28 protein-coding genes are annotated in these 24,175 nt (G+C 61.9%); 12 read left to right on the top strand and 16 right to left on the bottom strand.

Features of this window, described 5'->3' with window-relative positions:
• The first annotated feature begins 12 nt into the window (after positions 1-12).
• The 3 genes from BMZ91_RS09120 to BMZ91_RS09130 all read left to right on the top strand — a co-directional run bounded on the left by BMZ91_RS09120 (position 13) and on the right by BMZ91_RS09130 (position 2,100).
• Positions 13-669 carry a TenA family protein gene (locus BMZ91_RS09120; RefSeq protein ID WP_092837824.1) on the top strand — a complete coding sequence of 219 codons (657 nt, stop codon included), beginning with the start codon at positions 13-15 and terminating at the stop codon, positions 667-669.
• Positions 666-1,421: an ABC transporter permease gene (locus BMZ91_RS09125; RefSeq protein WP_092837436.1), complete on the top strand. Its 756-nt coding sequence runs from the start codon at positions 666-668 to the stop codon at positions 1,419-1,421. Before BMZ91_RS09120 ends, BMZ91_RS09125 begins: the two co-directional genes overlap by 4 nt.
• A gap of 64 nt (positions 1,422-1,485) precedes the next feature.
• Positions 1,486-2,100, top strand: coding sequence for a cation efflux transmembrane domain-containing protein (locus tag BMZ91_RS09130; RefSeq protein WP_092837439.1), 615 nt, complete (start codon positions 1,486-1,488; stop codon positions 2,098-2,100).
• Between the two features lie 43 nt (positions 2,101-2,143).
• Here BMZ91_RS09130 and BMZ91_RS09135 read toward each other — a convergent pair whose 3' ends face one another.
• A complete protein-coding gene (locus BMZ91_RS09135) occupies positions 2,144-2,815 on the bottom strand; it encodes a helix-turn-helix transcriptional regulator (RefSeq protein ID WP_092837442.1) in 672 nt (223 codons plus the stop codon).
• Between the two features lie 269 nt (positions 2,816-3,084).
• Between BMZ91_RS09135 and BMZ91_RS21425 the strand changes: the two genes are divergently transcribed.
• Both BMZ91_RS21425 and BMZ91_RS09145 read left to right on the top strand, forming a co-directional pair.
• Entirely contained in the window at positions 3,085-3,228 is a 144-nt protein-coding gene (locus BMZ91_RS21425; protein ID WP_177193829.1) for a hypothetical protein, read from the top strand.
• Between the two features lie 17 nt (positions 3,229-3,245).
• Entirely contained in the window at positions 3,246-3,428 is a 183-nt protein-coding gene (locus BMZ91_RS09145) for a hypothetical protein (RefSeq protein WP_092837448.1), read from the top strand.
• A gap of 285 nt (positions 3,429-3,713) precedes the next feature.
• Here BMZ91_RS09145 and BMZ91_RS09150 read toward each other — a convergent pair whose 3' ends face one another.
• From BMZ91_RS09150 to BMZ91_RS09165, 4 genes are all read right to left on the bottom strand, one after another.
• Positions 3,714-5,276: a trimethylamine methyltransferase family protein gene (locus BMZ91_RS09150; protein WP_092837451.1), complete on the bottom strand. Its 1,563-nt coding sequence runs from the start codon at positions 5,274-5,276 to the stop codon at positions 3,714-3,716.
• Between the two features lie 100 nt (positions 5,277-5,376).
• Positions 5,377-6,276 (bottom strand): DMT family transporter, encoded by a 900-nt coding sequence (locus BMZ91_RS09155; RefSeq protein ID WP_092837455.1) that lies wholly within the window; start codon positions 6,274-6,276, stop codon positions 5,377-5,379.
• A complete protein-coding gene (locus tag BMZ91_RS09160; protein WP_092837458.1) occupies positions 6,273-6,983 on the bottom strand; it encodes an HAD family hydrolase in 711 nt (236 codons plus the stop codon). The genes BMZ91_RS09155 and BMZ91_RS09160 overlap by 4 nt, the downstream gene beginning before the upstream one ends.
• Positions 6,980-7,258: a DUF3572 domain-containing protein gene (locus BMZ91_RS09165; RefSeq protein WP_425441560.1), complete on the bottom strand. Its 279-nt coding sequence runs from the start codon at positions 7,256-7,258 to the stop codon at positions 6,980-6,982. Before BMZ91_RS09165 ends, BMZ91_RS09160 begins: the two co-directional genes overlap by 4 nt.
• 92 nt (positions 7,259-7,350) lie before the next feature.
• Between BMZ91_RS09165 and BMZ91_RS09170 the strand changes: the two genes are divergently transcribed.
• On the top strand, positions 7,351-8,742 hold the full coding sequence (locus BMZ91_RS09170) for a diguanylate cyclase (protein WP_245736284.1): 1,392 nt from the start codon (positions 7,351-7,353) through the stop codon (positions 8,740-8,742).
• 9 nt (positions 8,743-8,751) lie between these two features.
• Here the strand turns inward: BMZ91_RS09170 and BMZ91_RS09175 are convergent, their stop codons facing one another.
• Complete coding sequence (locus BMZ91_RS09175) at positions 8,752-9,684, bottom strand: helix-turn-helix transcriptional regulator (RefSeq protein ID WP_245736286.1); 933 nt, start codon at positions 9,682-9,684, stop codon at positions 8,752-8,754.
• Between the two features lie 130 nt (positions 9,685-9,814).
• Here BMZ91_RS09175 and BMZ91_RS09180 point away from each other — a divergent pair, with 130 nt between their 5' ends.
• The 5 genes from BMZ91_RS09180 (at position 9,815) to BMZ91_RS09200 (ending at position 13,356) form a co-directional block, all read left to right on the top strand.
• Positions 9,815-10,639 carry a cysteine hydrolase family protein gene (locus tag BMZ91_RS09180; RefSeq protein WP_092837467.1) on the top strand — a complete coding sequence of 275 codons (825 nt, stop codon included), beginning with the start codon at positions 9,815-9,817 and terminating at the stop codon, positions 10,637-10,639.
• A 140-nt stretch (positions 10,640-10,779) separates the two neighbouring features.
• Positions 10,780-11,652: an S-methyl-5'-thioadenosine phosphorylase gene (locus tag BMZ91_RS09185; protein WP_092837830.1), complete on the top strand. Its 873-nt coding sequence runs from the start codon at positions 10,780-10,782 to the stop codon at positions 11,650-11,652.
• Between the two features lie 17 nt (positions 11,653-11,669).
• Complete coding sequence (locus BMZ91_RS09190; RefSeq protein ID WP_092837470.1) at positions 11,670-12,296, top strand: LysE family translocator; 627 nt, start codon at positions 11,670-11,672, stop codon at positions 12,294-12,296.
• Positions 12,297-12,373: 77 nt separating this feature from the next.
• Positions 12,374-12,754, top strand: coding sequence for a hypothetical protein (locus BMZ91_RS09195; RefSeq protein ID WP_092837473.1), 381 nt, complete (start codon positions 12,374-12,376; stop codon positions 12,752-12,754).
• A 62-nt stretch (positions 12,755-12,816) separates the two neighbouring features.
• The gene (locus tag BMZ91_RS09200; RefSeq protein WP_092837476.1) at positions 12,817-13,356 is read left to right on the top strand and encodes an adenine phosphoribosyltransferase; all 540 of its coding nucleotides are present in this window, start codon (positions 12,817-12,819) and stop codon (positions 13,354-13,356) included.
• A 44-nt stretch (positions 13,357-13,400) separates the two neighbouring features.
• On the opposite strand, the gene BMZ91_RS09205 is transcribed toward BMZ91_RS09200, so the two are convergent.
• From BMZ91_RS09205 to ruvC, 6 genes are all read right to left on the bottom strand, one after another.
• The gene (locus tag BMZ91_RS09205; protein ID WP_092837479.1) at positions 13,401-14,426 is read right to left on the bottom strand and encodes a transporter substrate-binding domain-containing protein; all 1,026 of its coding nucleotides are present in this window, start codon (positions 14,424-14,426) and stop codon (positions 13,401-13,403) included.
• 4 nt (positions 14,427-14,430) lie between these two features.
• A complete protein-coding gene (locus BMZ91_RS09210; RefSeq protein ID WP_092837482.1) occupies positions 14,431-15,513 on the bottom strand; it encodes a transporter substrate-binding domain-containing protein in 1,083 nt (360 codons plus the stop codon).
• Positions 15,514-15,636: 123 nt separating this feature from the next.
• Positions 15,637-16,275, bottom strand: coding sequence for a hypothetical protein (locus BMZ91_RS09215; protein WP_092837484.1), 639 nt, complete (start codon positions 16,273-16,275; stop codon positions 15,637-15,639).
• Between the two features lie 119 nt (positions 16,276-16,394).
• Entirely contained in the window at positions 16,395-17,423 is a 1,029-nt protein-coding gene (gene ruvB / locus BMZ91_RS09220) for a Holliday junction branch migration DNA helicase RuvB (RefSeq protein WP_092837488.1), read from the bottom strand.
• A gap of 3 nt (positions 17,424-17,426) precedes the next feature.
• Positions 17,427-18,095: a Holliday junction branch migration protein RuvA gene (gene ruvA / locus BMZ91_RS09225; RefSeq protein WP_092837491.1), complete on the bottom strand. Its 669-nt coding sequence runs from the start codon at positions 18,093-18,095 to the stop codon at positions 17,427-17,429.
• On the bottom strand, positions 18,092-18,598 hold the full coding sequence (ruvC, locus tag BMZ91_RS09230; protein WP_092837494.1) for a crossover junction endodeoxyribonuclease RuvC: 507 nt from the start codon (positions 18,596-18,598) through the stop codon (positions 18,092-18,094). Before ruvC ends, ruvA begins: the two co-directional genes overlap by 4 nt.
• Before the next feature lie 307 nt (positions 18,599-18,905).
• On the opposite strand from ruvC, the gene BMZ91_RS09235 reads away from it, so the two are divergent.
• Entirely contained in the window at positions 18,906-19,103 is a 198-nt protein-coding gene (locus BMZ91_RS09235) for a DUF1127 domain-containing protein (RefSeq protein WP_092837497.1), read from the top strand.
• An 85-nt stretch (positions 19,104-19,188) separates the two neighbouring features.
• Here the strand turns inward: BMZ91_RS09235 and BMZ91_RS09240 are convergent, their stop codons facing one another.
• The 4 genes from BMZ91_RS09240 to BMZ91_RS09255 all read right to left on the bottom strand — a co-directional run bounded on the left by BMZ91_RS09240 (position 19,189) and on the right by BMZ91_RS09255 (position 24,092).
• Positions 19,189-19,533 (bottom strand): hypothetical protein, encoded by a 345-nt coding sequence (locus tag BMZ91_RS09240; protein ID WP_092837834.1) that lies wholly within the window; start codon positions 19,531-19,533, stop codon positions 19,189-19,191.
• A gap of 101 nt (positions 19,534-19,634) precedes the next feature.
• Positions 19,635-20,513 (bottom strand): 50S ribosomal protein L11 methyltransferase, encoded by an 879-nt coding sequence (locus tag BMZ91_RS09245; RefSeq protein ID WP_092837500.1) that lies wholly within the window; start codon positions 20,511-20,513, stop codon positions 19,635-19,637.
• Positions 20,514-20,538: 25 nt separating this feature from the next.
• A complete protein-coding gene (locus BMZ91_RS09250; RefSeq protein WP_092837503.1) occupies positions 20,539-21,771 on the bottom strand; it encodes an MFS transporter in 1,233 nt (410 codons plus the stop codon).
• Positions 21,772-21,890: 119 nt separating this feature from the next.
• Complete coding sequence (locus tag BMZ91_RS09255) at positions 21,891-24,092, bottom strand: primosomal protein N' (RefSeq protein WP_092837506.1); 2,202 nt, start codon at positions 24,090-24,092, stop codon at positions 21,891-21,893.
• Positions 24,093-24,175: the final 83 nt, after the last annotated feature.

Genomic DNA, 24,175 nt, shown 5'->3' on the forward strand with positions numbered 1-24,175 from the left:
CAGGAGCCTGCGATGCGCCCCACCGATCACCTCAAGTCGCTGTGCCAGTCGGACTGGGCTGCGGCCACAAACCATGCCTTTACCAACGATCTGGTCGCGGGAACCCTCGCGCAGGACAAGATGCTGGCCTATCTGCGCCAGGATTACCTGTTCATCGAGGGGTTTGTGCGGCTTCTGGCCTCGGCCATCGCGCAGGCGCCAAGCCTTGGTGATGCGATCCCGGCGGCGCAATTTCTGGGCCTGATTTCGGGGCCGGAAAATACCTATTTCCTGCGCGCCATTCCGGCCCTTGGCGGGCAGGCCGATCCGCCCGCGCCCGCGCATCCGGTGACCCGCGAATTTCAGGCGCTTATGGCGCAGGCGGCGCGCTCTGGGCGTTATGAACAGATGCTTGCGGTTCTGGTCGTCGCGGAATGGTCCTATCTCAGCTGGGCCAGCCCGCATGCCGACAAGGCCGGGGGCCTGCCGTTCTGGTTTGGCGAATGGATCACCCTGCATAGCGGCGCAGGGTTTGAGGGCGTCGTCGCCTATCTGCGTGATCAGCTTGATCGCGCATGGGAGGGCCTTGGCCCCGACGACAGACACGCGGTGGAAGAGACCTTCGTCACCGCCACCCGGCTTGAGCGCGCGTTCTTTGATGCCGCAGTTGAGGGATATAAACCCGCATGAGCCGCCTCGTTACCATTGTTACCTCGACCACCCTGGCGCTTGTCCTCTGGCAGGGGTTGGTGACGCTGGCCGATCTTCCGGCCTTTATCCTGCCGGGGCCGGGGCGGGTGTTTGAAACCCTTTGGGCGAGCCGCGCATTGATCGCCCATCACGCCACCATCACCGGCGCCGAGGTCTTGCTTGGGCTGGCCTTGGGGGCGGTTCTTGGCGGGTTTTCGGCAATTGGTCTTGCCGCCTCGCCGATGGCGCGCCGGTTGATCCGCCCGATGATGGTGTTCAGCCAGGCGATCCCGGTCTTTGCCCTCGCGCCGATCCTGACACTCTGGCTGGGTTATGGGCTTTGGTCCAAGGTGGCGATGGCGCTTTTGATCATCTATTTCCCGGTCACCTCGGCGTTCTTTGACGCGTTGATGCGCACACCGCAACACTGGCTTGATCTGGGGCGGATCATGGGGGCGAACCGGCACCGCCTTATGTGGCATATCCGGGTGCCTGCGGCCCTGCCCGGTTTTGCCTCGGGGTTGCGGCTGGCGGCGGTCTATGCCCCGATCGGCGCGATCATCGGCGAATGGGTCGGGGCGTCAAAGGGGCTTGGCTACCTGATGCTTCTGGCGAATGGGCGCGCCAAGATTGACCTTATGTTCGCGGCGCTGATCGTGCTGGCGCTGCTGACGCTTTTGCTGCATGCCGGGGTGGATCGGGCCTGTCGCAAATGGCTGGATGGCAAGGCCGCCCGGCATGGCCCTGCCTAGGACAGGCGCCCACCTGTGCAACGTTATTTGACCATGGTATTGTTGACTGCGAAAGTGAGGTTAAATGTCGGGTTGCTGCGGCCATAGCACAAATTTTGAGGGGCTCTCCGCCGATTACAAACGGCGGCTTTGGATCGTGATTGTCCTGAACGCCACGATGTTTCTGGTTGAGATGAGCGCCGGACAGCTGGCGCAGTCACAGGCGCTTCAGGCCGATGCGCTTGATTTTCTGGGCGACGCCCTGACCTATGGCATCTCGCTTGCGGTGATCGGAAAATCCGTCGGCATTCGCAGTACCGCCGCCCTCGCCAAGGGCATCAGCCTTGCCCTGATGGGGACATGGGTGTTCGGCGCAACCCTCTACCGGGTATTTTATCTCGGGCTGCCCGAGGCCTCGATCATGGGAGGCGTCGGGTTTCTGGCGCTCGCCACCAATGTCGCAAGCGTGCTCTTGCTGGTGCGCTACAAGGACGGGGATGCCAATGTGCGCTCGGTCTGGCTGTGTTCGCGCAACGACGCGATCGGCAATGTCGCGGTGATCATCGCGGCGCTGGCCGTCTGGGGCACGGCAACCGGCTGGCCCGATGTGATCGTGGCGGCGGTGATGGCGGGGCTGTTTCTGTCATCGGCCTTTCAGATCGTCACTCAGGCCCTGCACGAACGTCGCCACCTGGTGTAACGCCCCTTCCGCACGGAGACCTTTACCCCCCCGCACGCGGCGATCACGGCAAAGCGTTGAGTTTCTCCCAGCGGTCACGAAGCGCCGCACCTTCGGCCAAAAACCGTCGGCCGTTTGGCGCACATTCCAGGATACGGTCGATCCGGAAACGCCTGAAATCCTGCCGCAGGGTGCACCAGGCAATCAGCACCACGACATCAATGTAATAGATCAACGCCAATGGCCGGATCACCCTGTTGGTCTGGTGCTCTTCGAGGTCAAGATAGGCGATTTCAACCTCGGTCTCATCGCGAATATATCCCCGAAGCCGCGCGGCCTCGGCCCCATCCTGCGATATCCGGTTCCAGCCTGAAACATGCAGCGGCACCTGCGGTGCTCCGCCCGGCAGCGCAGTGGCGATCTTGTCGCCCGCCCGCCGCGCCGCACGTTCAAGACCGGCATCCCCGGTGCGATGAAGCAGGGCCATGCCCACATAAAGCGCCTCCAGTTCCTCGGATGTGAACATGAGGGGCGGCAGGTCAAATCCCGCGCGCAGAACATATCCGACACCGGCCTCTCCCTCGATCGGCACACGCATCGCCTGAAGCGCCGCCACATCACGATAAATCGTGCGCGGCGTCACTTCCAACTCATCCGCCAAGGCACGCGCCGTCACCGCTGCGCGCGCAGAGCGGAGAATCTGAATGATATCGAACATGCGGATCGAACGGGTCATATCGCAATCCTAACATATCTGCTGACAGTATGGTGTCAGCATGGGGTCGTTACACTGACAAAGCAGTACCAGGAGTCCCGGATGCTTGAAAACCACACCGCCCGGCCCGGTCCGGCGAAATCCAGTCCCTTCCCGAAGAGCCTGACCGGCTGGCGGATGCGGTCATGCAGGTCCGCGCTTAAGGGGGGCAAACCGACACCACGGAAACCTGCCCGGTGGTCGCGGTGAAAGCCTCGATCAAACCCGATCGCAGAGCGCTGGAAAAGGTCATGAATGCCCTGATTGATGCCCATCACGACGAAGAACCCGTGATTTTTGTGCGACAAGACTGGGCCAGCCGTACCGTCTATGATCGCAACGGGACCAACCCGAACCGCTGGTATAACAATGGCCGCGGCCTGCCCGCCAACTGACAGAAAAGAGCAAAGACATGATCAAATACTACTATCCCAATGGCGATACCTGCTATCGCGCCCTGCATACGGCCCATGCGGTCTATCACAGCGACGATGGCCGCCTGATCGCGCGCGCGATGCGGCCCGACAATTCCGAGCTGTACGAATTTGAAATCGCCGCCTTCGAACTGGTCGAACCCGGCGTGCGCTGTACCTGAACGAGAGGATAGTCCTGGCCATCGGCAGTAAAGTCCAAAAAAGCTTCAGCGCCCTTATCACCTGGCAAAAGGTGTTCTGCATCATTTCCTGCGCGTGGCGACACCGGTCTGGTGCCGTTATACGACGCGTTGGGCAAGACCGGCCCGCGCATCGACTGGACCCGGCTTTCACCGTTCCCTAAATACTCTCGCCGGAGGCGCCCCCGCGCCCCCTTCCATTTCCGCCCCTTTTGCGGGCGCGGGGTGGGCGGGTGGGAGCGCCCGCAAAAGGGGCGGCCAACAGCCTCAGAAATCCGTCGGCGCGCCTCCCTCGGCCTTGCGGCGCTCGACAAAGGCCGCAAGCTCCTCGCGGATGCTGTCCTCCATTGGCGGAGCTTCAAAACTGGCGATGATGTCCTGATAGACCTGATGCGCGCGCGCCGGGGTCCAGACGGCGCCTGCGGCCTCCCATGCCTCGAAGTTGCGCCAATCGCTCAGGAAGGGCTGATAAAACGCGGTGGTATAGCGATCCTGAGTGTGCTGAATGCCAAAGAAATGCCCCTGATCGCCCACTTCGCGAATGGCCTCAATGGCAATGTCGTCAACACCTGTAGCGGTGAGCATCGGGTCCATATAGCGCTCGATATGTTGAAGAATTTCGCAATCCATCACGAATTTCTCAGGGCTGGCGATCAGGCCGCCCTCAAGCCAACCAGCCGCGTGATAGACCATGTGCGCGCCCGATTGCACCGCCGACCACAGGCTGTTCGAGGTTTCCCAAATTGCCTGACCATCGGGCACATTGGCGGCGCAAACACCGCTTGCGCGCATCGGCAGCTTGTAGAACCGCGCCATTTGCCCGGTCATCTGCGTGGCGCGCATATATTCGGGCGTACCAAAGGCGGGCGAGCCTGATTTCATGTCGACATTGCTGGTGAAGGTGCCGATCGCACAGCACGCGCCGGGGCGGACAAGCTGGGCCAGAACCACCGCGCAGAGCGCCTCGGCCAGCGATTGCGCCACCGCGCCCGCCATGGTCACCGGGGCCATCGCGCCGGCAAGGGTAAAGGGCGTTACCACAAGCCCCTGATTGCGCCGTGCCAGCCGCATCCAGCCATCCAGCATCGGAAAGTCATGCTTGAGCGGCGAGGTCGAGTTGATGTTGGTGTACATCCGGGGCGTTTCCTCGAATTCCTCATGGCTCAGCCCGCCCGCGATGCGCACCATTTCCATCACGTCCTCGACGCGTTCCTTGCCAAGACAATAGGCATGCGCCACCTTGTCGGTCAGCGTCAGCTTGTCATAAAGCACGTCGAGATGGCGGATGCTGGCGTGGATGTCCTGCGGCTCGACCGGATAGCCGCCGACGAAATGCACACAGTTGAAATACTGGCTCAGCATAAGAAGATGCTGACACATCTCGCGGGTGCCGGTCACCTTGCGGCCGATCTTCATATCCCAATAACTGGGCGGCGAAGACACATTGCCAAAATTGAGGTGCCGCCCGCCAATCGTCAGCTTGTGATCTGGGTTGCGTGGCGTGATCGTCCATTGCTCGGGGGCTTTGGCGATCATCTCCATCACGAAGTCACGGCCCATGCGGACGTTTTCACCCTCAATGGTACAGCCGCCCGAGGCGCGCAGGATCTCGACCGCTTCGGGGTTCAGAAAGGTGATGCCGATCTCTTCGAGAATGCGCATCGCCCCGTCGTGGATGGCCTCGACCCCGGTTGCGTCCAGCGGTTCGGTCGGGCGGTCGGTATTGATCGGCGGGTTCCAGGGCATCTGTTCGATGACCGCGCTGCCGCGCCGCGCCACACTGCCCGCGCGCCCGCCGCTGCGTGTTCTGCGTTTGAGGTCTTCGGCCATATCCGCTCTCCCGATGCTCGCCTGATTTGACGAAACACCGCTCTTTGACGCGTTACATGCCGCTTTGCGACTCATCTTGTCGTTTTTGCTTTTTATGAAATCACGTTTGCCCGCGCCCTGCCCGCTTTGTCACGCGTCGCCCGGTGAACCAGAGGTAAATCGCGAGGCTCACCACCACCATAGCGCCCCCCATAAGCATGAGCGGCGTCGGCGCCTCGCCGACCCCAAGCCAGACCCAGATCGGCCCCAGAACGGTTTCAAGCAGCAACAAAAGGCTGACATTCGAGGCATGGGTATAGCGCGAGGCCAGCGACAGCGAGAAGAAGGACACCGGCAGGATCACCAGACCGCAGATCGCAATTGCCCAGATCTGGCCCTGCATCATGGCGGTGCTTCCGGTGATCATCGCGCCCGTGGCCCCGGCGATCAGCGCGCCAAGGCCGATCACCAAAAGGATCGGGATTTGGGGCTGGGCGCGCAGGATGACAAAGTTCATCGCTAGAACCAATGCCACGCCAAGTCCCGCCAAAGCCCCCAGAAACGCGTTGCGATCAAACCCTGCCTGCGCGCGCTCGCCGCCAAAGACCGCCAGGGCGATGCCCACCATCACCGCTATGATCGTGACCCATGTGGCCGGGCGCGTCGGTTCCTTGAGGATCAGACGGGCGAAAAGTGCGGCAAAGACCGGCACCGTCGCCACCGAAAACAGAACGACCGAGACCGGCGCATGGGCGATACCAAGGCTGAACAGCGTGGCATTGAAATATTGGCAGGCAAGGATCACGATGCCGTAGCCGCTGGCCAGCACCGCAAGATCGCACCGCTTCGTCCTGCTTGTCAGCACCCAGAGCGCCAGCATCACCACACCCATCAAGAGCCCGCGCCAGCCGACCATTTGATAGCCGCCCATGCCCGAGAGCCGCATGAACAGGGCATCCGGCGTCAGGGTCAGCGCGCCGAACATGGCCAGGAGCAGACCAAACAGAGGGTGGCGCGTCATCCCGCAAGCCAGCCGGGGATATGTCCGATATCGGGCAGAACCGCATCCGCCAGCGGCGCAAGCTCGGCCTCTTGCGCGGGGCCGGTCAGCACACCGATGGTCTGCATCCCCGCCGCGCGCCCGGCCATGAGATCATGCGTGCTGTCGCCAACCATCGCGATCCGGGCCGGATCAAGCGCCATGGCGGTGGCAAAGGCCAGAAGCGGTGCAGGCGAGGGTTTTTGCCCATGGCCGGAATCAAACCCGGCGATGAAATGGAAATGCTCGATCACACCAGCGGCCCCAAGATGCGCGCGCGCACCGTGTTCTGTGTCATTGGTCATCACCCCAAGCCGCAGCCCGGTCAGGGCCAGCCCGTCAAGAAAGGGGGCCAGCGGCACGGCGGGGGCAAGCGGCGCGCGGGCCGCAGAGTGCATCAAATAGACTTCGATCTCCTCCACCGCGCGCCGTGGCAGGGCGCGCGCCAGACATTCGGCCGCCTCGCGATTGGTGCCCGCAATGATCGGGCTGCCGGGGCGAAACCGGCGCCGCGCAAGATCGTAATCGGCCGCCGCCGCAAGCCGGTCCATCAGGGCCGTGTCGCCCGCGGCCAGATCACGGATCACCCCATAGGCCCAGACGCTCCAGGTGGCGTGAAAATCGAAAAGCGTGCCGTCCTTGTCAAACAGGATGCCATCGACCCGGCGGCTTGGCGCGGCGGCGTTCATGTCCAGTTGATCTGTTCGGCGCCGGGCAAAACCACGCGCGCCATCATCGGGCTTTCATAGCTCAGGCCCTGAGTATCGCAGAACTCAACCACCCAGGCGTCGTCCATCATTAAGAAGTCTAAAACCGCGCCGAGAAACTCCGGCTCGGTGGCGCGCGCGCGCAGGTCGGCCTCGGACGCGCCACTTGCCCCCAAAAACACCGGCAAAAGCTCGTCATGCCCGGCCAGCCAGGCCAAAGCCTGCAATGCGATCGTCTCGGCGGATTCTTGCTGCATGTTCATCTCGGTTAATTTTTTGAAAGGTTTTCTTAACTTCTGACATGGATAGTCGAGCATGTAAAAAGGGCAAGTCAGAAAGGCGCTGTGCCATGTCAGATAAAGTTCTGATTGTCGATGATCTGGCCACCAACAGGATCGTCCTAAAGGTCAAACTGTCGGCGGCCCATTACGAGGTGGTTCAGGCCACTTCGGCCTCCGAGGCATTGGCGATAGCCGCCAGCACCCGGCCTGACCTGATACTGGCCAGTGCCCATCTGTCGGGCATGGCCGCCGCCGATTTTGTGGCCGGGTTGCGCAAGATCAAGCCATTGAGCACCACCCCGATCATCCTGCTTCAAACCCATTCCTGTGCCCACGACCGGCACGCGGCCCTGCGCGCAGGGGCGGATGATATCCTGACCAAACCCGTGCAGGAGGCGGTCTTGCTTGCGCGGCTGCGCAACCTTTTGCGCCAGCACCACAACAGTTACGATCTGACACGGCAACCGGGGGGCGGCCATTTCTTTGGGTTTGCCGAAGCTCAGCGCGAATTTCAAATCCCCGGTCGCATCGCCATCGTCGCGCGCTCCAAGCCGGAGGCGCTGGCGCTACAGGGGATGATGTCGCACTCTTCGCAACATCAATTCAGCGCCTATGGCACCGATCAGGCCATGCCTATCGTCTCGACCCAACAAATCCCGGATGTCTATCTGTTGCGCTTTGGCCAGGCCGATGCAGAAGAGGGCTTGCGCCTTCTGGCCGAACTCAAGGCGGCGCAGCTCACCCATAGCTGCCCGGTGATCGCACTTCTGGACAAGAACACCAGCTCGCTTGCCGTAACCCTGTTGGACATGGGCGCAAATGATGTGATTATCGGCTTGGCGGATCGCGAAGAGCTTGCGCTTCGGATGGCCAACCAGTTGCGCCACAAACGCAACAGCGAGCAGATGCGCGCGCAGCTTTTGTCGGGCCTTCAGGCAGCTGTGGTCGATCCGCTGACCGGCGCCTATAATCGCCGCTATGCGCTGCCATTCCTGAAGCAACTTATTGAGGATACGCACCAAAGCGAGGAAAGCTTTGCCGTGATGGTGGCCGATCTGGATTTTTTCAAACAGGTGAACGACCGCTTTGGACATGCCGCAGGGGACAGGGTTCTTTGCGCCGTTACCACTCAACTTCGCGCGCATCTGCGCGAGGGTGACATGCTGGCGCGGATTGGCGGTGAAGAGTTTCTTATTATCACCCCCGGCACCAACCGGTTTCGCGCCCAGCAGACCGCAGACCGGCTCTGTCAGATGATCCACCAGACGCCGATCGCCGTGCCGGGAACAAGCGCGCCGCTTCATGTCACCATCAGCATTGGCGTGACCATGGCCCGGCACAATTCCGGCTGTGAGGCTCATACCGTTGACCTGTTGCTTGATCAGGCAGATCGCGCACTTTACCTGGCCAAGGCGCAGGGGCGCAACAAGGTGACCTTTTGCGCCCGCTCGGCGGCCTGAGGCGGGTGGCTAACCGGCCTTATCCTGACGAAAGGCACGCGGCGACTGCCCCCAGGCCTCGATAAAGGCGCGGGTAAAGGCGCTTCGGCTGGTAAATCCCACCATCTGGGCGATGCGTTTCACAGGGTCGCGCCGCTCACTCAAGAGCTGTGCAGCCCGCGCCAGGCGCAGCGCGCGCAAAAACCCCATCGGCGCGCGGCCATACGACATCTGAAACCGCGCGGCAAAGCGGGATCGGCTCATGCCTGCGACCTCGGCAAGCCCTTCCAGAGAATGGGCCGCGCCCGGATCATCCAGCATCGTGCGCAGGCTGCGCCATAGCCCCGGATCGGCCAGAGCACCGACCCAGAGAACCGCAGGGTCGCCCGCATCCAGCCGCTGGCGCAGCATCTCGATCACGCATTGCAACAACAGCGCCCGGATCATCGCCCGTCGCCCGGTGCGCGGTTGCGTCACCTCGCCGACCAGGGCGTTGATCGCCTGCGCCGCGCCAGGCGCATCCGCCAGATCAAGCAGCAGCGGCACGCGCATCAGATCGACAAGCCCATGGGTGTCACGCAAGCCAAGGCGAACCGTCGAACAGAGCACCACCATATTTCCGCTGCCTTCGCCGCGCGCGACATGCTGGTCAAGATCAAGCCCCGCAGGCTGGCAGACCGGCAACCCCACCTGGCCGCCGCCATGATTGCACAACGAATGATGCAGGCTTGAGGGCACAAGCACCAGCCGCCCCGGCACCAGATCAATCGGCGGCAAGGACTGAAAGCGAAGCTGCCCCTGACCGCCGAGCACATAGTGCAGCGTCGCACCGGGCACGCGCCCAAGCCCAAGCGTGCAGGCCCCTTCAAGCGCGCAAATGGCAAAGGGATCGGCCTCTATGTCAAGCTCGCTCAGGATAAGGTCATGCGGGTCAGGGGTCGGGTTTGGATTGGTCATATACATGGGGGTATCTTGCCATGGCTTGGCGAAACTGGCACCAAAACTAATCGTGAAGCCACGCTTTCGGGACGCAAAGGCACATCGAACCTGCCATCTTCAGGCTTGTGAAACCACAGTTCAAAAGGATGGAACGATGTGCAATTGCCACGATCACGATCATGACAATGACCCCAAATTCACCCGCCGCCAGGCCCTGACCGGCACCGCCGCCTTGGGCGCGGCCACCGCAGCCACCTTTGCCGCAGGCGCCGCCGAGGCGCAGACCACCGACCCCTATGCGCCCCCCGCAGAACCGGCCCTGCCGCCAAGCGACATGGTGCTTGATCTGGCGCGCACCGCGCTTGTGGTCACCGATCCGCAAATCGACTTTCTGTCGCCCGACGGGGTAACCTGGGGCGTGGTCGGCGAAAGTGTGACGCGCAATAACACGGTCGAGAACATCGGCCGCCTGTTTCGCGCGGCCAAGGCCAAGGGGCTCACCGTGGCGATCTCGCCGCATTATTACTATCCCACCGATCACGGCTGGAAATTTGAGGGCGCGCTTGAAAAACTGATGCACAAGATCGGCATGTTTGATCGCAAAGGCCCACTTACCCTCGACGGGTTCGAGGGGTCCGGCGCCGATTATATGCCTGAATACAAAGACTATATTCATGACGGTAAAACCATCATCTGTTCGCCGCACAAGGTTTATGGCCCCGAGACCAATGACATGGTCCTGCAACTGCGCAAGCGCGGTATTGATCAGGTGATCCTTGCGGGCATGTCGGCCAACCTCTGCACCGAAAGCCATATGCGCGAGTTGCTCGAACAGGGGTTCGAGGTGGCTGTGGTCTCTGACGGCACCGCCGCCGCGATGCTGCCCGAGGGCGACGGATATCTCGCCGCGCTTACCAACTTTCGCTACATGGCCAATGCGCTCTGGACCACGGACGAGGTTGTCGAAAAGCTGGGCTGACCCGGCCCGGCCCGGCGCGCCCGCCTTCGGGGATGAGGGCGGCGCGCCTTTTGCCTGCATCTCAACCGGGTGCAGGCATTTTCTTTTCCCGAAAACCGGCGTAACACTTTGTGAAACAGCAGATTTGGCAGGGATTTTACATGACTGAGACGATGATCGGCGTAATCGGCGGCTCTGGCCTCTATGAGATCGACGGGCTGGCGGATGCCGTCTGGCAAGCGGTTGAAACCCCTTGGGGCGCGCCTTCGGATCAGATCCTGACCGGCACGCTGGATGGCGTCAAAATGGCGTTTTTGCCGCGTCACGGGCGCGGTCATGTGCATTCGCCCACCACAGTGCCCTACCGCGCCAATATCGACGCGCTCAAACGTCTTGGCGTCACCGACGTGATCAGCGTTTCGGCCTGTGGCTCGTTTCGCGACAACATGGCGCCGGGTGATTTCGTCATCGTTGATCAGTTCATCGACCGCACCTTCGCGCGCGAGAAATCCTTCTTTGGCGCCGGATGCGTGGCACATGTCAGCGTGGCGCATCCGACCTGCCCGCGCCTTGGCGAGGCCTGCGACGCGGCGGCGCGCGCGTCCGGTATCACCGTGCACAGGGGCGGCACCTATCTCGCCATGGAGGGCCCGCAGTTTTCCACGCTGGCGGAATCGAAAATGTACCGCGAGGTCTGGGGCTGTGATGTGATCGGCATGACCAATATGCCCGAGGCCAAGCTCGCCCGAGAGGCCGAGCTTTGCTATGCCTCCGTCGCAATGATCACCGATTACGATAGCTGGCACCCCGATCACGGCGAGGTCGATGTGACCGCCATCATCGCCACGCTGATGGGCAACGCCGACAAGGGCCGCGACATGGTGCGTCGCCTGCCCGCGCTTTTGGGGGCGGATCGCGCGCCCTGCCCGCATGGCTGCGATCGGGCGCTTGAATTTGCCATCCTGACCGCCCCCGAGGCCCGCGATCCGGCGCTTGTGGCCAGGCTTGATGCGGTCGCGGGCCGCGTTCTCTGACGTAAAAGGATACCGATATGCCGCTTGATCTCTGGCTTACCTTCGTTGCCGCCTCGACCGCGCTTTTGCTCATCCCCGGCCCGACGGTTCTTTTGGTGCTCAGCTATGCGCTAAGCCAGGGCCGACGGGTCGCGCTTGCCTCGGCCACCGGCGTGGCCCTGGGCGACCTGATCGCGATGACCACCTCGCTTTTGGGGCTTGGCGCGCTTGTGCTGGCCTCGGCGACGTTATTTACCCTGCTCAAATGGGTCGGCGCCGCCTATCTGATCTGGATGGGTGTGAAACTGTTGCGCGCGCCGCGCTCCGCCGGGTTAGAGGCCGCCGCCACCGCCGAGAACAGCCCGCGTCAGGTTCTCACCCATGCCGCCGCCGTTACCGCCCTCAACCCGAAATCCATCGGTTTTTTCATTGCCTTCGTGCCGCAGTTCGTAACGCTCGGCGCCCCGCTTGGCCCGCAATTCGCGATCTTGATTGCCACATTTGTCGCGCTCGCGGCGATTAATGCGCTCGCCTATGCTATGTTGGCGGATCGGTTGCGCGCCACGATCAAGCGGCCTGCGGTGATTGCATGGTTGACGCGCTCGGGCGGCGTGGCCCTGATCGGGATGGGCCTCGTGACGGCAACCCTGCGCCGCTCTGCCTGACCGGGGGCCGGTAAACTCTTCGCGCGCGAACCGCGCAACACTGGACGCAGAGGCCCTTGTTCGTCACAACATTAAACATGACACGGATCACCGAAAAACTCACCGATCAGGCTTGGCGCCATCAGATAGGCCGCAAGTTCGAGTCGCTCACCGACGAGATATTTCAGGTCATCCGCTGGGTGCTTGTGGTCGGCTTTGCCAGCTATCTCGCCAAGTCCCATGACGAAGTCATCTTTGCCATCACCTATTGGATACTTTCGGCATTGCTCTTTGGCTATATCGCCTCGCGCTTCCTGCTGCGGCCCGAAATCCCGTTTCTCGGCAATCCCGAGGGCCGCCTCGCCCGCCTGCTTCAATCCGCGCTCAATTTCCTGCTTTGCGTCGTTGTCTTCGGCCTCACACTCTGGACCGTCAGCGCCCTTACCCAGGCCATCGCTGAATATCGTGGCGCGCTCTGAGCCCTTGCGCTTGCGCCCGCCTTGCGTCACAACCGCCGCCGGATCACAATCGGAGCCAGAGCATGCCTGCCACCAAAACCGTCAAGGATTATATCCGCACGATCAAGGATTTCCCGCATGAAGGCATCATGTTCCGGGATGTCACCACGCTTTTCGCCGATCCGCGCGGCTTTCGCATCGCCATCGACCAGATGCTGCACCCCTACGCCGGGCAACGCATCGACAAGGTTGTTGGCCTTGAGGCGCGCGGCTTCATCCTTGGCGGCGCCATTGCCCATCAACTGTCGGTGGGATTCGTGCCGGTCCGCAAAAAGGGAAAACTGCCCGCAGCGGTGATTTCAGAGGACTACCAGCTTGAATATGGCGAGGCGGTGGTTGAAATCCACGACGACGCCATCCAGCCGGGCGAGAAAATCCTCGTGGTCGATGACCTTCTGGCCACCGGCGGCACCGCAGCGGCGGGTATTCGCCTGATCGAACGATTGGGCGGTGAAATCCTAAGCTGTGCCTTCATCATCGACCTGCCCGATCTTGGCGGGCGCGCCCGGCTTGAAACCATGGGCATGGACGTTCACGCACTTTGTGCTTTCGACGGGCTCTGAACAGCTTTCACCATTCCAAAAATACTCAATTCCACCGCTCACCGCTACTGTAACTGTTGCCAGAATATCCCAAGATGGCGCTCTACGATCTCGGCGTAGCGGCCGCTGTCGCGCAGTGCCTTCAACCCGGCATTGACCCGGTACAGATGGGTTGTTCCGCGCCAGTGCTTTTTCGAGATCACCACATGAAGCGCCTCGCGTGAGAGCGGCGGATCAAGCGGCACGACACGACCGCGAAGGCCCATCGCCACGATCTTCGATGCGCCCTCAAACACATTCACCGTCACCGCATCCACCTCGCCCGCCATCAACGCCTCGAAACAGGCCTCGGGGCTTGGCGGCTGGATCAGCGTGACCTTGCCCTCGCTCAGCCAACGCCGGTCTGCCCGGTCAAGGTCATCGGAGATGGCACTCGCAGGGCGACACAGGTGACGCCCGACAATATCGGCATCGCTTTTGTACGTCAGCGCGCTATCGGCCCGCTTGAAAAGCATGATCGGCAGGTCAAGAACCGGATCGGAAAAGTGGAAATTCTGACAGATCTTTCCGCCCTTCGCAGCCGCGCAATCGGGCTTCACCCAGGGAAAGCCCATGTCATAGCGCTGTTCGTCCAGCAGCGGAAACAGGTGCTGCGTCCGGTCATCGACCCAGATCACCTCGTAGGGGACCGGCGCCGGGCTAAGTTCGAGCGCCGCGTTCAAAAGCTCGGTCACAAGCCCGTTGCCCGGCCAGTTCTGATCGGTGAAGGGCGGATTATTGCCCCTCGTCAACAGGGTCATTTCCGCGCCGGATTGCAACAACGGCGTCGCGTCAGCTACGGCATTGCTGGCCGGGCATGGAATATAGAGTTCGGTCCCCGGCCCGACCGCTTGCTGATTATCCGAAAGGTTGGCCTGATTGGCGTAATAGATCAGGGTCCATTGATCCTGATCGTCGTAATGCGCGGCGGCGATTGACGCCAGGGTATCGCCCGGCTGGGTACGATAGGTCACGTCGCAAAACGCGTTAGCCATGCCCGGCAGCACAAGCAGGACCGCCGCCGTGATGACGTCTTTGAATGCGCTCACCATCGGATCAGAACCCCGCCCAAATGCGGGTCATGTGGTTGTGCATAATCTGTTGATAGGTGCCATCCGACTTGATCCCCGCCAGCCCACGATTGAAAAGCGCAATGATCGCGCCGCCCTCCGGGTGGGATTTATGTACCACCACATGAAGCCCCTGAATCGACAGTGGCCGGGTCTGGACGATCTCGACCTGATCCTTGAGATTCAACTCTTTCAGGGCGGTGCGCCCGGTGAATTCGTTGATCGCAACCGCATCCACCTTGCCTTGGGTCAAAAGGTCGAAACACTGCGCGACGCTGCGGGGTTGTTCCAGTGTGATCCTGGCATCGGCCAGCCAGCGCCGTCCCGGGCGATCAAGGTCATGGGTGAACGATCCCGCCGGTCGGCAAAGCCGCTTGCCGAGCAGATCATCGTCGCTGTCAAAGGCCAGCGGGCGGGCCCTGTCGGTGAACAACAGGATCAACGTTTCAAAGATCGCGTCGGAAAACAGGAAGTTCCCACAGCGGTATTCATCGGGCTGCGCCGTGCAATCGGGCCGATACCAAGGGAAACCCACATCCAGAAGCGCATTCGATAACAGCGGATCAAGATGCGAGGCCCGATCTTCGACCCAGTGGATCGCATAGCCCTGCGCCGGCGCGGCCTTTGCCATGGCAGCATTGACCACATCGCTCAACAGGCCGCCATTGGGCAGGGTCGGCTCGGTAAAGGGGGCAAAATCGCCGGCGGTCAGCATGTTGATCTTGCCACGGGTCGCGGCACTGCCGGCCACCTGAATAATCGGGGCGGCGGCGCGGGCGGGGACACGGGGCATTTCGGTGCCACCGCTTAACCCGAGGGGCAGCCCGTTGATACAGGCCAGCCGCAGCGTCATGCCGGTATAAATCGAATCCGGACGTTCGCCGATCCTGTCGAGATTGGTGTTATGGATCGCCGTCCACATCCTGGCATCCTTATACTGGCTATCGGCAATCAACGACAGGCTATCGCCAGGCTTGACAGTATAGACCCCGCCACAGGTTTGCCCCGCCGCCGCCGTGCCAAAGAAACCCGCAACCGCCAAGAGACCACTAGCAATAGTATTCAGCATAATACACAACCCCCAGATAATGGGGCAATAAGGCCAGACCACCCGCTTGGGTCAAGGACCGTTTCAGGTGAAAAACGACGCACCCCACACGCCGGACGGGCAGCACCTTGAAATCTGGCGGTTTTACATCACCGACAGGCGCGCCTGAAGGCGCAGGGCATGGCTTGGGTCCTGGCTTGCGGCGGGCAAAACCGGATCATATCCCGCCCGGATCAGCGCGGCGATTTCGGGGCGCAGAATCACCTGCCCACCATCGGGCAGCGCCGCCAGCGGCGAGCGGTCCTGAAACGCGCGGTCCGACCACAAGAGGATGGTCTGCACGATTTGGCTCAGGGCCAGAGTTTCGGCAGGCACCGCGCCAAGCTGATCGTCCATCCGCAGGAACACGAAACTGGCCTTGATCGCACCATCCGCGTCAAACCGGAAAATCCGGTACTGATTGGCATCCGCCCGCTCAAGACGCGCCACAAGCGGCGCCAGATCAGGGATCAGCCGGTCAAGATCGGGCACCTCAAGCAATTCCTGCCAGTCGCGAAAGAAAAACAGCATCAGGTTGGCGCCAAGCTCGGGGTCGGTTTCGGCCATCTTGTGATCGGCCAATGTCACCACCGCCTCGATCGCGCCTTTGACCACGCTCAGGGTCTTGTCGTCGACGCCAAAAACGATCGGCACGATCGGCCGCCCCCAGCGGGCAAACAGAAAACTCTCGTCACTGCGCGTGAACAGCGCCTCGACATCCTGCGGCGTCAGCGGCTCGCTCATCGGATCACCCTTTCGGTTTTGCGCCCCCCGATAACAAAGCCTGCCGGGCTGCGCCATCCCCTGCGCCCAACCAAGGCGCGTGGGTTTCACCCACCCTACGGGCCGATGCGCCCGCCGCCCTAGTCCTCGAACATATCCGACTGCCCCCTGGCGCCGGGCGCGGGCAGGCCAAGATGATGCCAGCCGCCCTGCGTCAGCATCCGCCCGCGCGGGGTGCGCTGGATCAGGCCCTGCTGCAACAGGAACGGCTCAATCACCTCTTCCAGGGCGTCGCGCGATTCACTCAGCGCGGCACTGAGCGTCTCGATCCCGACCGGCCCGCCCTGATAGGCCTCGGCAATCAGGCGCAGATAGCGCCGGTCGGCGCCATCGAGCCCAAGGTGATCGACCCCCAACCGCGTCAGCGAGCTATCGGCAAGCCCTTTGGAGATCACGCCGTTGCCCTCGACCACGGCGAAATCCACCACCCGGCGCAACAGCCGCCCGGCGATCCGCGGCGTGCCGCGCGAGCGCCGGGCAATCTCCATCGCGCCGGAGCTGTCGGTCGGCACATTCAACAGCCGCGCATTGCGCGTCACGATCTCGTGCAGCTCTTCGATCTTGTAAAACTGAAGCCGCGTCGGAATGCCAAAGCGATCGCGCAGCGGCGTCGTCAAAAGGCCAAGCCGCGTGGTTGCACCGACAAGCGTGAAGGGCTGCAATTCAATCCGCACCGTGCGCGCGGCTGGCCCGGCCCCGATCACAAGATCAAGCTCGAAATCCTCAAGCGCGGGGTAAAGCACCTCTTCCACCGCCGGGTTCAGCCGGTGAATTTCGTCGATGAACAACACATCGTTGCGTTCAAGATTGGTCAGGATCGCCGCCAGATCGCCGGCCTTGGCCAGCACCGGCCCCGAGGTCATGCGAAACCCGACGCCAAGTTCTTTGGCCATGATCTGGGCCAGCGTCGTCTTGCCAAGGCCGGGGGGGCCATGAAACAGCGTGTGATCCATCGCCTCGCCGCGTTGGCGCGCCGATTGGATGAACACCGACAGGTTGGCGCGCGCCTCGGCCTGACCGATGAACTCCGACAGGGCCTGCGGGCGCAAACTGCGATCAAAATCTTCCGGAAGCTCCTCTGGCCGCACTGTCGGATCGGGCTGTGACATGGATTACCCCTTTGGCGCCAAGAGCTTGAGCGACAGCCGGATCAAGTCTGGCGTGGCCGCATCGGGGGCCTCGCCCGCCATTTGCGCCACCGCACTTGCCGCCTCGCCCGGGCTATAGCCAAGGTTGGTGAGCGCCGAGAGTGCCTCGGCCTGTGCGCCGCGATTGGGCGCGGCCGCAGGTGCCGGGGCGGCGGCGCGTGGTGCGCGCTCGATCACCGCGTCCTCGGCGTCATCCAGTACCGGCGCCGGGGTCGCGCCCATTGCCATCACCGTGGGCGCCTTGTCTTTCAGCTCGTTGACCACCCGTTGACCGGTTTTCGCGCCAATCCCCTTGGCCGCCGTGACCGAGTTCCAGTCGCCAAGCGCAATCGCGCGCCCGACACCATCGGGACCAAGTGCACCCAGAATGGCGAGCGAGGCCTTGGCGCCGACGCCCTGCACACTCATCAACAGGCGGTGCCATTCCTTTTCGACAAGGGTCGTGAACCCGAACAGTTGCAGGATATCCTCGCGCACCAGAAGATCGGTATAAAGCGCCACATGCTCGCCCACCCCCGGCAGCGACGAAAGCGTGCGCTCTGAGCAATAAACCAGATATCCAACCCCGCGCACGTCAATCAAAACGTAATCGCTTGTGCGATAATCAATCCGCCCTGCGATCCGCCCAATCATGCGCTTGCCCTCTGCACCGCATCGGCGAGCATGGAGGTGCTGCGCGCGTGATGGGCATGACAGATCGCCACCGCCAAAGCATCCGCCGCATCGGGCCCGGCCAATTCGACCCCCGGCAATTGCACCTTGACCATATGGGCGACCTGTTCCTTGGCGGCATGGCCGACGCCAACAACGGTTTTCTTGACCGTGTTCGGCGAATATTCCCCGACGGCAAGGCCGAATTGCGCCGGCACCAGAAGCGCGATACCACGCGCCTGCCCAAGCTTGAGAGTGCCCGCGCCATCCTTGTTGACGAAGGTCTGTTCGACCGCCGCCGCCTCGGGCGCATAACGATTCAAGATATCGGTGAGTTGGTCGTAGAGCGAGAGCAATCGCGCCGCCAGATCGGTGCCACTGGAATGGCAGATTCCGTTTGCCACATGGCTAAGGCGGCTTCCATTCACGTCGATCAAGCCCCAGCCAAGGTTTCGCAACCCGGGATCAATTCCCAAAACCCGCATTTTCCTGCCCTGCCCATCTGTTTTTCAAGCAATAGCACGAAACGGGAACAAAGGCCAAGCGGAATGCGAGTTTCCAAACTGCCCGTTTTGAGGGCACTGCGTTGCAAATCCGCCGCCATCACGTGGAGCTCACAGGGACGGCACCATATTAAACATCTGATAATTATGAATTTAAATCGCCTGCGAACCCATGCATAAAACGCATAAGGACTATGCAATAAACCCGGCTTGCAGGAATAGTTTTCTCTCACTACCTGCCTCTCAGACACAGACAAGCTCTGGCACCTCATATTCAAGGAACACAATCATGGCCGTCATCGACAGCACCCGTCCTCTCAATGCCTCCACCGGCTTCGGTGGCTTTTTCGCCCGCGTCCTTGGCGCGGTGTCTGCCTGGAACGAACGTCGCACCACGCGCAATGCGCTGTCGCAACTGTCAGACCGCGAACTTGACGATATCGGCCTGGCTCGTGGCGATATCGACGCGATTGCACGCCAAGTCTAAGCGCGGCGAAAGCCCAAAACATCAAAAGCCCTGCTGCGGAGCAATCCGCGCAGGGCTTTTTTGATGTCGAAACGCCAATGCTTGCTTAGCGCAGAACCGCGCGAAGCTTGCCCGCCAGGATCATGCTCAGGGGGTCGGATTGCATGGCAACCGCGCCAACCTGTTCAATGGTGCTGCCTTGCGAGAGCTGTACAAGACGTTCTTCATAAAGGTTCGGCCCGAGATGGGCGATAACCACCGCTTTGAAAAAGATGAAGCCAGCGACAAGATAAATGATCCCACGTACAGGAATACCGCTTTTGCGCCGCTTGGGGCGGAAAACGATAAGGCCGTCTTTGCTGACTTTGCTGACATAGCCACGCTCCAAACGGGCGCGCTTGCGGTCAATTGACTTAAGTCGAGTGTCAAACCCCTGGAATGCATCACTCATAATCATAATCCCATTCTCACGGCCCCCACCGCGATAAGGAAAAATTAGGCTCGAAATGTGGCGAGACTAAGGCAGGAGGCCCGTTCGGTCCGAATTTCGACTTATTTTACGACAGTTTTATTCAATGTGAGGGTGGTCCAGTCACCAATCTCTTCGCGATGCTCAAGACTGTTTCCAAGACCGCAATAAACCGCAATCACCTCGTCGGCCTGTTCATTCAGAATTCCCGAGAGAATCACCTTGGCCTCGTCCTGCAAGCGTGACGTCACGTCAGGCGCGAGGTCAATCAGCGGTCCCTTGAGGATATTGGCAAAGACAAGATCGAATGGCGCCGCGGCCACAAGGCGCGGGTGATCAAGGCCTGCCGCCTCGACACATTCGACGCGACCGACAAGATCGTTGGCGGCCACATTGGCCTCGGCCACCTCGACGGCGACCGCGTCAATATCGCTGGCCAGCATCACGCCGGGCCAGATCCGTGCCGCGCCCATCGCAAGAACCGCCGTACCACAACCAATATCAATGACCGATTTGCCGACGAACCCGGCATTGGCCAGCCGGTCAAGCGCGCGCAGACAGCCTAGCGTTGTGCCGTGATGCCCGGTGCCAAAGGCCATCGCCGCCTCGATCAGAAGCGGCTCGCAGTCGTCCGGCACCTTTTCGGCGTCATGGCTTCCGTAGACAAAGAAACGCCCGGCCTCGACCGGGGTCAGCTCTCGTCGCACCTTGGCGACCCAATCGGTTTCGGGCAATTCGGAAATGGTAAAGGGCTTGGCGCCGTGCATCACCGCCAAAAGCGCAAGCCCGGCCTGGTCGGGCGCCTCTTCAAAGTACGATCCGACCTCCCACAAGCCAGAGCCGTCTTCCATCTCAAAGGCACCAACGCCGGTGGGTTCCGGCGTGAGCGCCTCTAGCGCTTCGGCCAGGGCCTCGGCGCTGTCTTTGCCGGTGAGCGTGGTCAGGGCGGTAAAGGTCGGCATTGTGAAACTCTTTCAGGTCGGGGGTTTATTCGGCGGGCGCGGCAATGAAACGCGACAGGACGGTTTCATTGCCCGGCTCGGGGTGGCGCGGGATCAGCATCGCCAGCACGCAGGAGACACAGGCCATGGCCGAGGCCATGAAGAACACCGCCGCCGGCGAGACAAGCCACAAATACCCCAGAAGGGCCGGCAGGAACACCGCAGCGATATGGTTGATGGTAAAGGCCACGGCGGCGGTCGGCGCGATATCGCCGGGATCGGCGATCTTCTGGAAATAGGTCTTGAGCGCGAGTGCCAGCGAGAACAGGATATGATCGACCACATAAAGCGTCGCCGCCAGAACCACGCCCCAGCCAAAGAAATAGACCCCGCCATAGGCGGTAAAGAGCAGGGCCAGCCCGACATATTCAAAGATCAGCGTGCGGCGCTCGCCAAACAGGAACACAGCCCGCCCCATCAGCGGCGCAAAGATCATGTTGGCCACCAGATTGATCAGGAAAAGTGCCGTGACTTCATGCACCTGAAAGCCGAATTTTTCGACCATCATGAAGCCTGCGAAGACCACGAAAATCTGGCGCCGGGCGCCGGCCATGAGTTGCAGCGCATAATAGAGCCAGTAGCGGCGGCGCAGGACCATCTTCTTGATCTGCGGGTTGGGCGCCTCAAACCTCGGATAGGCGAAAAAGCAGAACACCGCGACGCAGGCCGTAAAGCCGCCAGAGATCATGTAGACCGTGTTATAGGTCAGGTTGAGCGCATCCCAGGTCATCACGATCAGAACATAGGCCACCAGCGTGGCCCCCGATCCCGCCGCCATCAACCAGCCCAGCATCTGCGGCGCACGCAGCTTGTCGATCCATTGCAATTGCAGCGATTGGTTGACCGTCTCGTAATAGTGAAACCCGATCGAGCTGAGCATGGTGATGGTCAGAATGCCGCCAAGCGAGGGAAATTGCGCCGTCATCGCCGTGGCCACGCCCAAAAGGCAAAGCGCGATCAGCCCAAGCACCTGTTCATGCATGAACATGATCAGGGCGATCACGCCAATCGCGAAAAAGCCGGGGATTTCGCGCACCGTGTGAAGCCAGCCAATGTCAGAGCCGTTGAACCCCGCCACCTCGATCACAAAGTTGTTGAGCAGCGCCGACCATGTCGCAAAGGCCACCGGCATCGCGGCGGCCATCAGGAACAACAGCGTCACAGGACGGCGCCAGAACGGCAATTGGCGCGCGTCGCCCAGAGGGAATTGTGGTTTCATGGGTTTTCTTTACGCCCAAGTTTCGGCTTTGGCGAGAGGACACACCCGCCGGCATCCGAAATCTTCAAAAGATTTCGGACCGCTTTCTTTTCAAGAAAGCGCGCGCGCCACAACCGATCTCAATAAAAACTCTGCGGGTCTATATCGACGCTCAGACGGGCCTGCGGCGGCAGGCGCACCTGCGCGACCCAGGCCGCCACCGCAGCTTGCAACGCGGCGCCCTTGGGGGCCTTCACCAAAAGCCGCACCCGGTGACGCCCGCGAATGCGCGCGACCGGGGCCGGAGCCGGGCCAAACACCTGCGCGCCGACCGCGCGCAGAGGGCCATCGCGCCGGGCAAGGTCTTCGCCGATGTCAAAAACCACCTGCATATCGGGCGAGGACAGGATGATCCCTGCCATCCGGCCATAGGGCGGCACGCCCGCCTGACGGCGCGCATCAGCCTCGGCGCGCCAAAAGCCGTTCTCGTCGCCCGCCAGAATGGCGCGGATCACCGGGTGTTCGGGCTGAAAGGTCTGCAACAGCGCGGTGCCGCGCCGTTCGGCCCGCCCGGCCCGCCCGGCCACCTGTCGCATAAGCTGAAACGTGCGCTCGGCGGCGCGCAGATCCGACCCTTGCAAACCAAGATCGGCGTCAATCACCCCGACCAGCGTCAACAGCGGAAAGTTATGCCCTTTCGCCACCAGTTGGGTGCCAATGATGATATCGGCGCCGCCCTGTGCGATCTCTTCGATCTGTTCCTTGAGCGCGCGCGCCGAACCGAACAGGTCCGACGAGAGCACCGCGATCCGTGCCTCCGGGAAAAGCGCGGTTGCCTCTTCGGCCAGCCGCTCGACCCCGGGGCCCACCGCCGCGAGCCGATCCTCGGCGCCGCAGGACGGGCAGGTTGTCGGCAAGGGCGCGCTTTCCCCGCATTGATGACAGATCAGGCGCTTTTGAAACCGGTGCTCGACCATGCGCGCATCGCAGTGCTCACAGCCGATCTGATGACCGCAGGCCCGACAGATCGTTGTCGGCGCATAGCCACGCCGGTTGAGGAACAAAAGCACCTGTTCGCCCCTGGCAATCCTGTCATTGGCGGCGACCTGAAGGCTGGGCGAGATCCAGCGGTTCGACGGTAATTTCTGCGCCCGCATGTCAATCGCCGCCAGGTCCGGCATCACCGCCGCGCCATAGCGCGCATCGAGGTCAAGCCGGTCATATTTGCCCGCCTCGGCATTGGCCCAGCTCTCAAGGCTTGGCGTCGCCGAGGCCAGAACCACCCGCGCACCGCATATCGCCGCGCGCAGCACCGCCATGTCGCGGGCATTATAAAGAACGCCGTCTTCCTGTTTGTAAGAAGTGTCGTGTTCCTCATCGACGATGATCAGGCCAAGGTTCTGGAACGGCAAAAACAGCGCCGAACGCGCACCGACCACCATTTGAGCCCCGCCCTGCCCGACCATCTTCCAGGTGCGGCGGCGTTCGGTCATGGTGACGCCGGAATGCCATTCGGCCGGGCGCGCGCCAAAGCGCACCTCGACCCGGTTGAGGAACTCTGCGGTAAGGGCGATTTCCGGCAGCAACACCAACGCCTGACGCCCCTGACGCAGGGCCTCGGCCACGGCTTCAAGGTAGACCTCGGTCTTGCCCGACCCGGTCACGCCGCGCAAAAGTGTGGTGCCATAGGTGCCGCTGCGCAGCCCCTCGCGCAGCGCACCGGCGGCCTCTTGCTGATCCTCGGTGAGGGATTTGGCCGGCAGGCTCGGGTCAAGCCGGGCAAAGGGCATGTCGCGCGGCGTGTCCTCTTCGCGCACCGCACCTTGAGTCACCAGCCCCTTGACCACCGACGATGTTACCCCCGCAAGATCGCTCAGCTCCTTGAGGGTAAAGCCAAGCCCGCCATAACCACGCAACACCTCAAGCACGCGGGTGCGCGCATCGGTGATGCGCGACGGCTCGCCCTCGCCCAAACGATAGATTTTTTGCATCGATGGCGGATTGCTCAGCCCCGGCGCGCGCGTCGCAAGGCGCAGCATGGCGGGCATCGGGGTCAGGGTATAATCGGCGGCGCGGCGCAGAAATTCCTGCATCTCGTCGCGCATCGGCGCCACATCCAGCACCCGGATGATGCTGCGCGCTTTCTTGAGGTCGAACCCGCCCTTGCCCGGCCCCCAGACCACGCCCAAGACCTTGCGCGGCCCAAGCGGCACCTCGACAAAGGCCCCCGGAAGACACCCGCCCTCGGGGGCAAGATAATCCAGCGGGCGATCAAGCGGCTGCGCCGTCAGAACCGCCACAAGCGCGCCTTCGTCAAAGAAGTCGGGGTTGGACGGGGGCAACGCGGGCTCCTCTCTCTGAGGGGGTTTCGGTGGGCTGATCTATGAGGTAAACGCTTGTCACAGAAAACCCAACCCGCGCAAAG

This window comes from Roseovarius lutimaris (assembly GCF_900115165.1).
GTDB classification, from domain to species: domain Bacteria; phylum Pseudomonadota; class Alphaproteobacteria; order Rhodobacterales; family Rhodobacteraceae; genus Roseovarius; species Roseovarius lutimaris.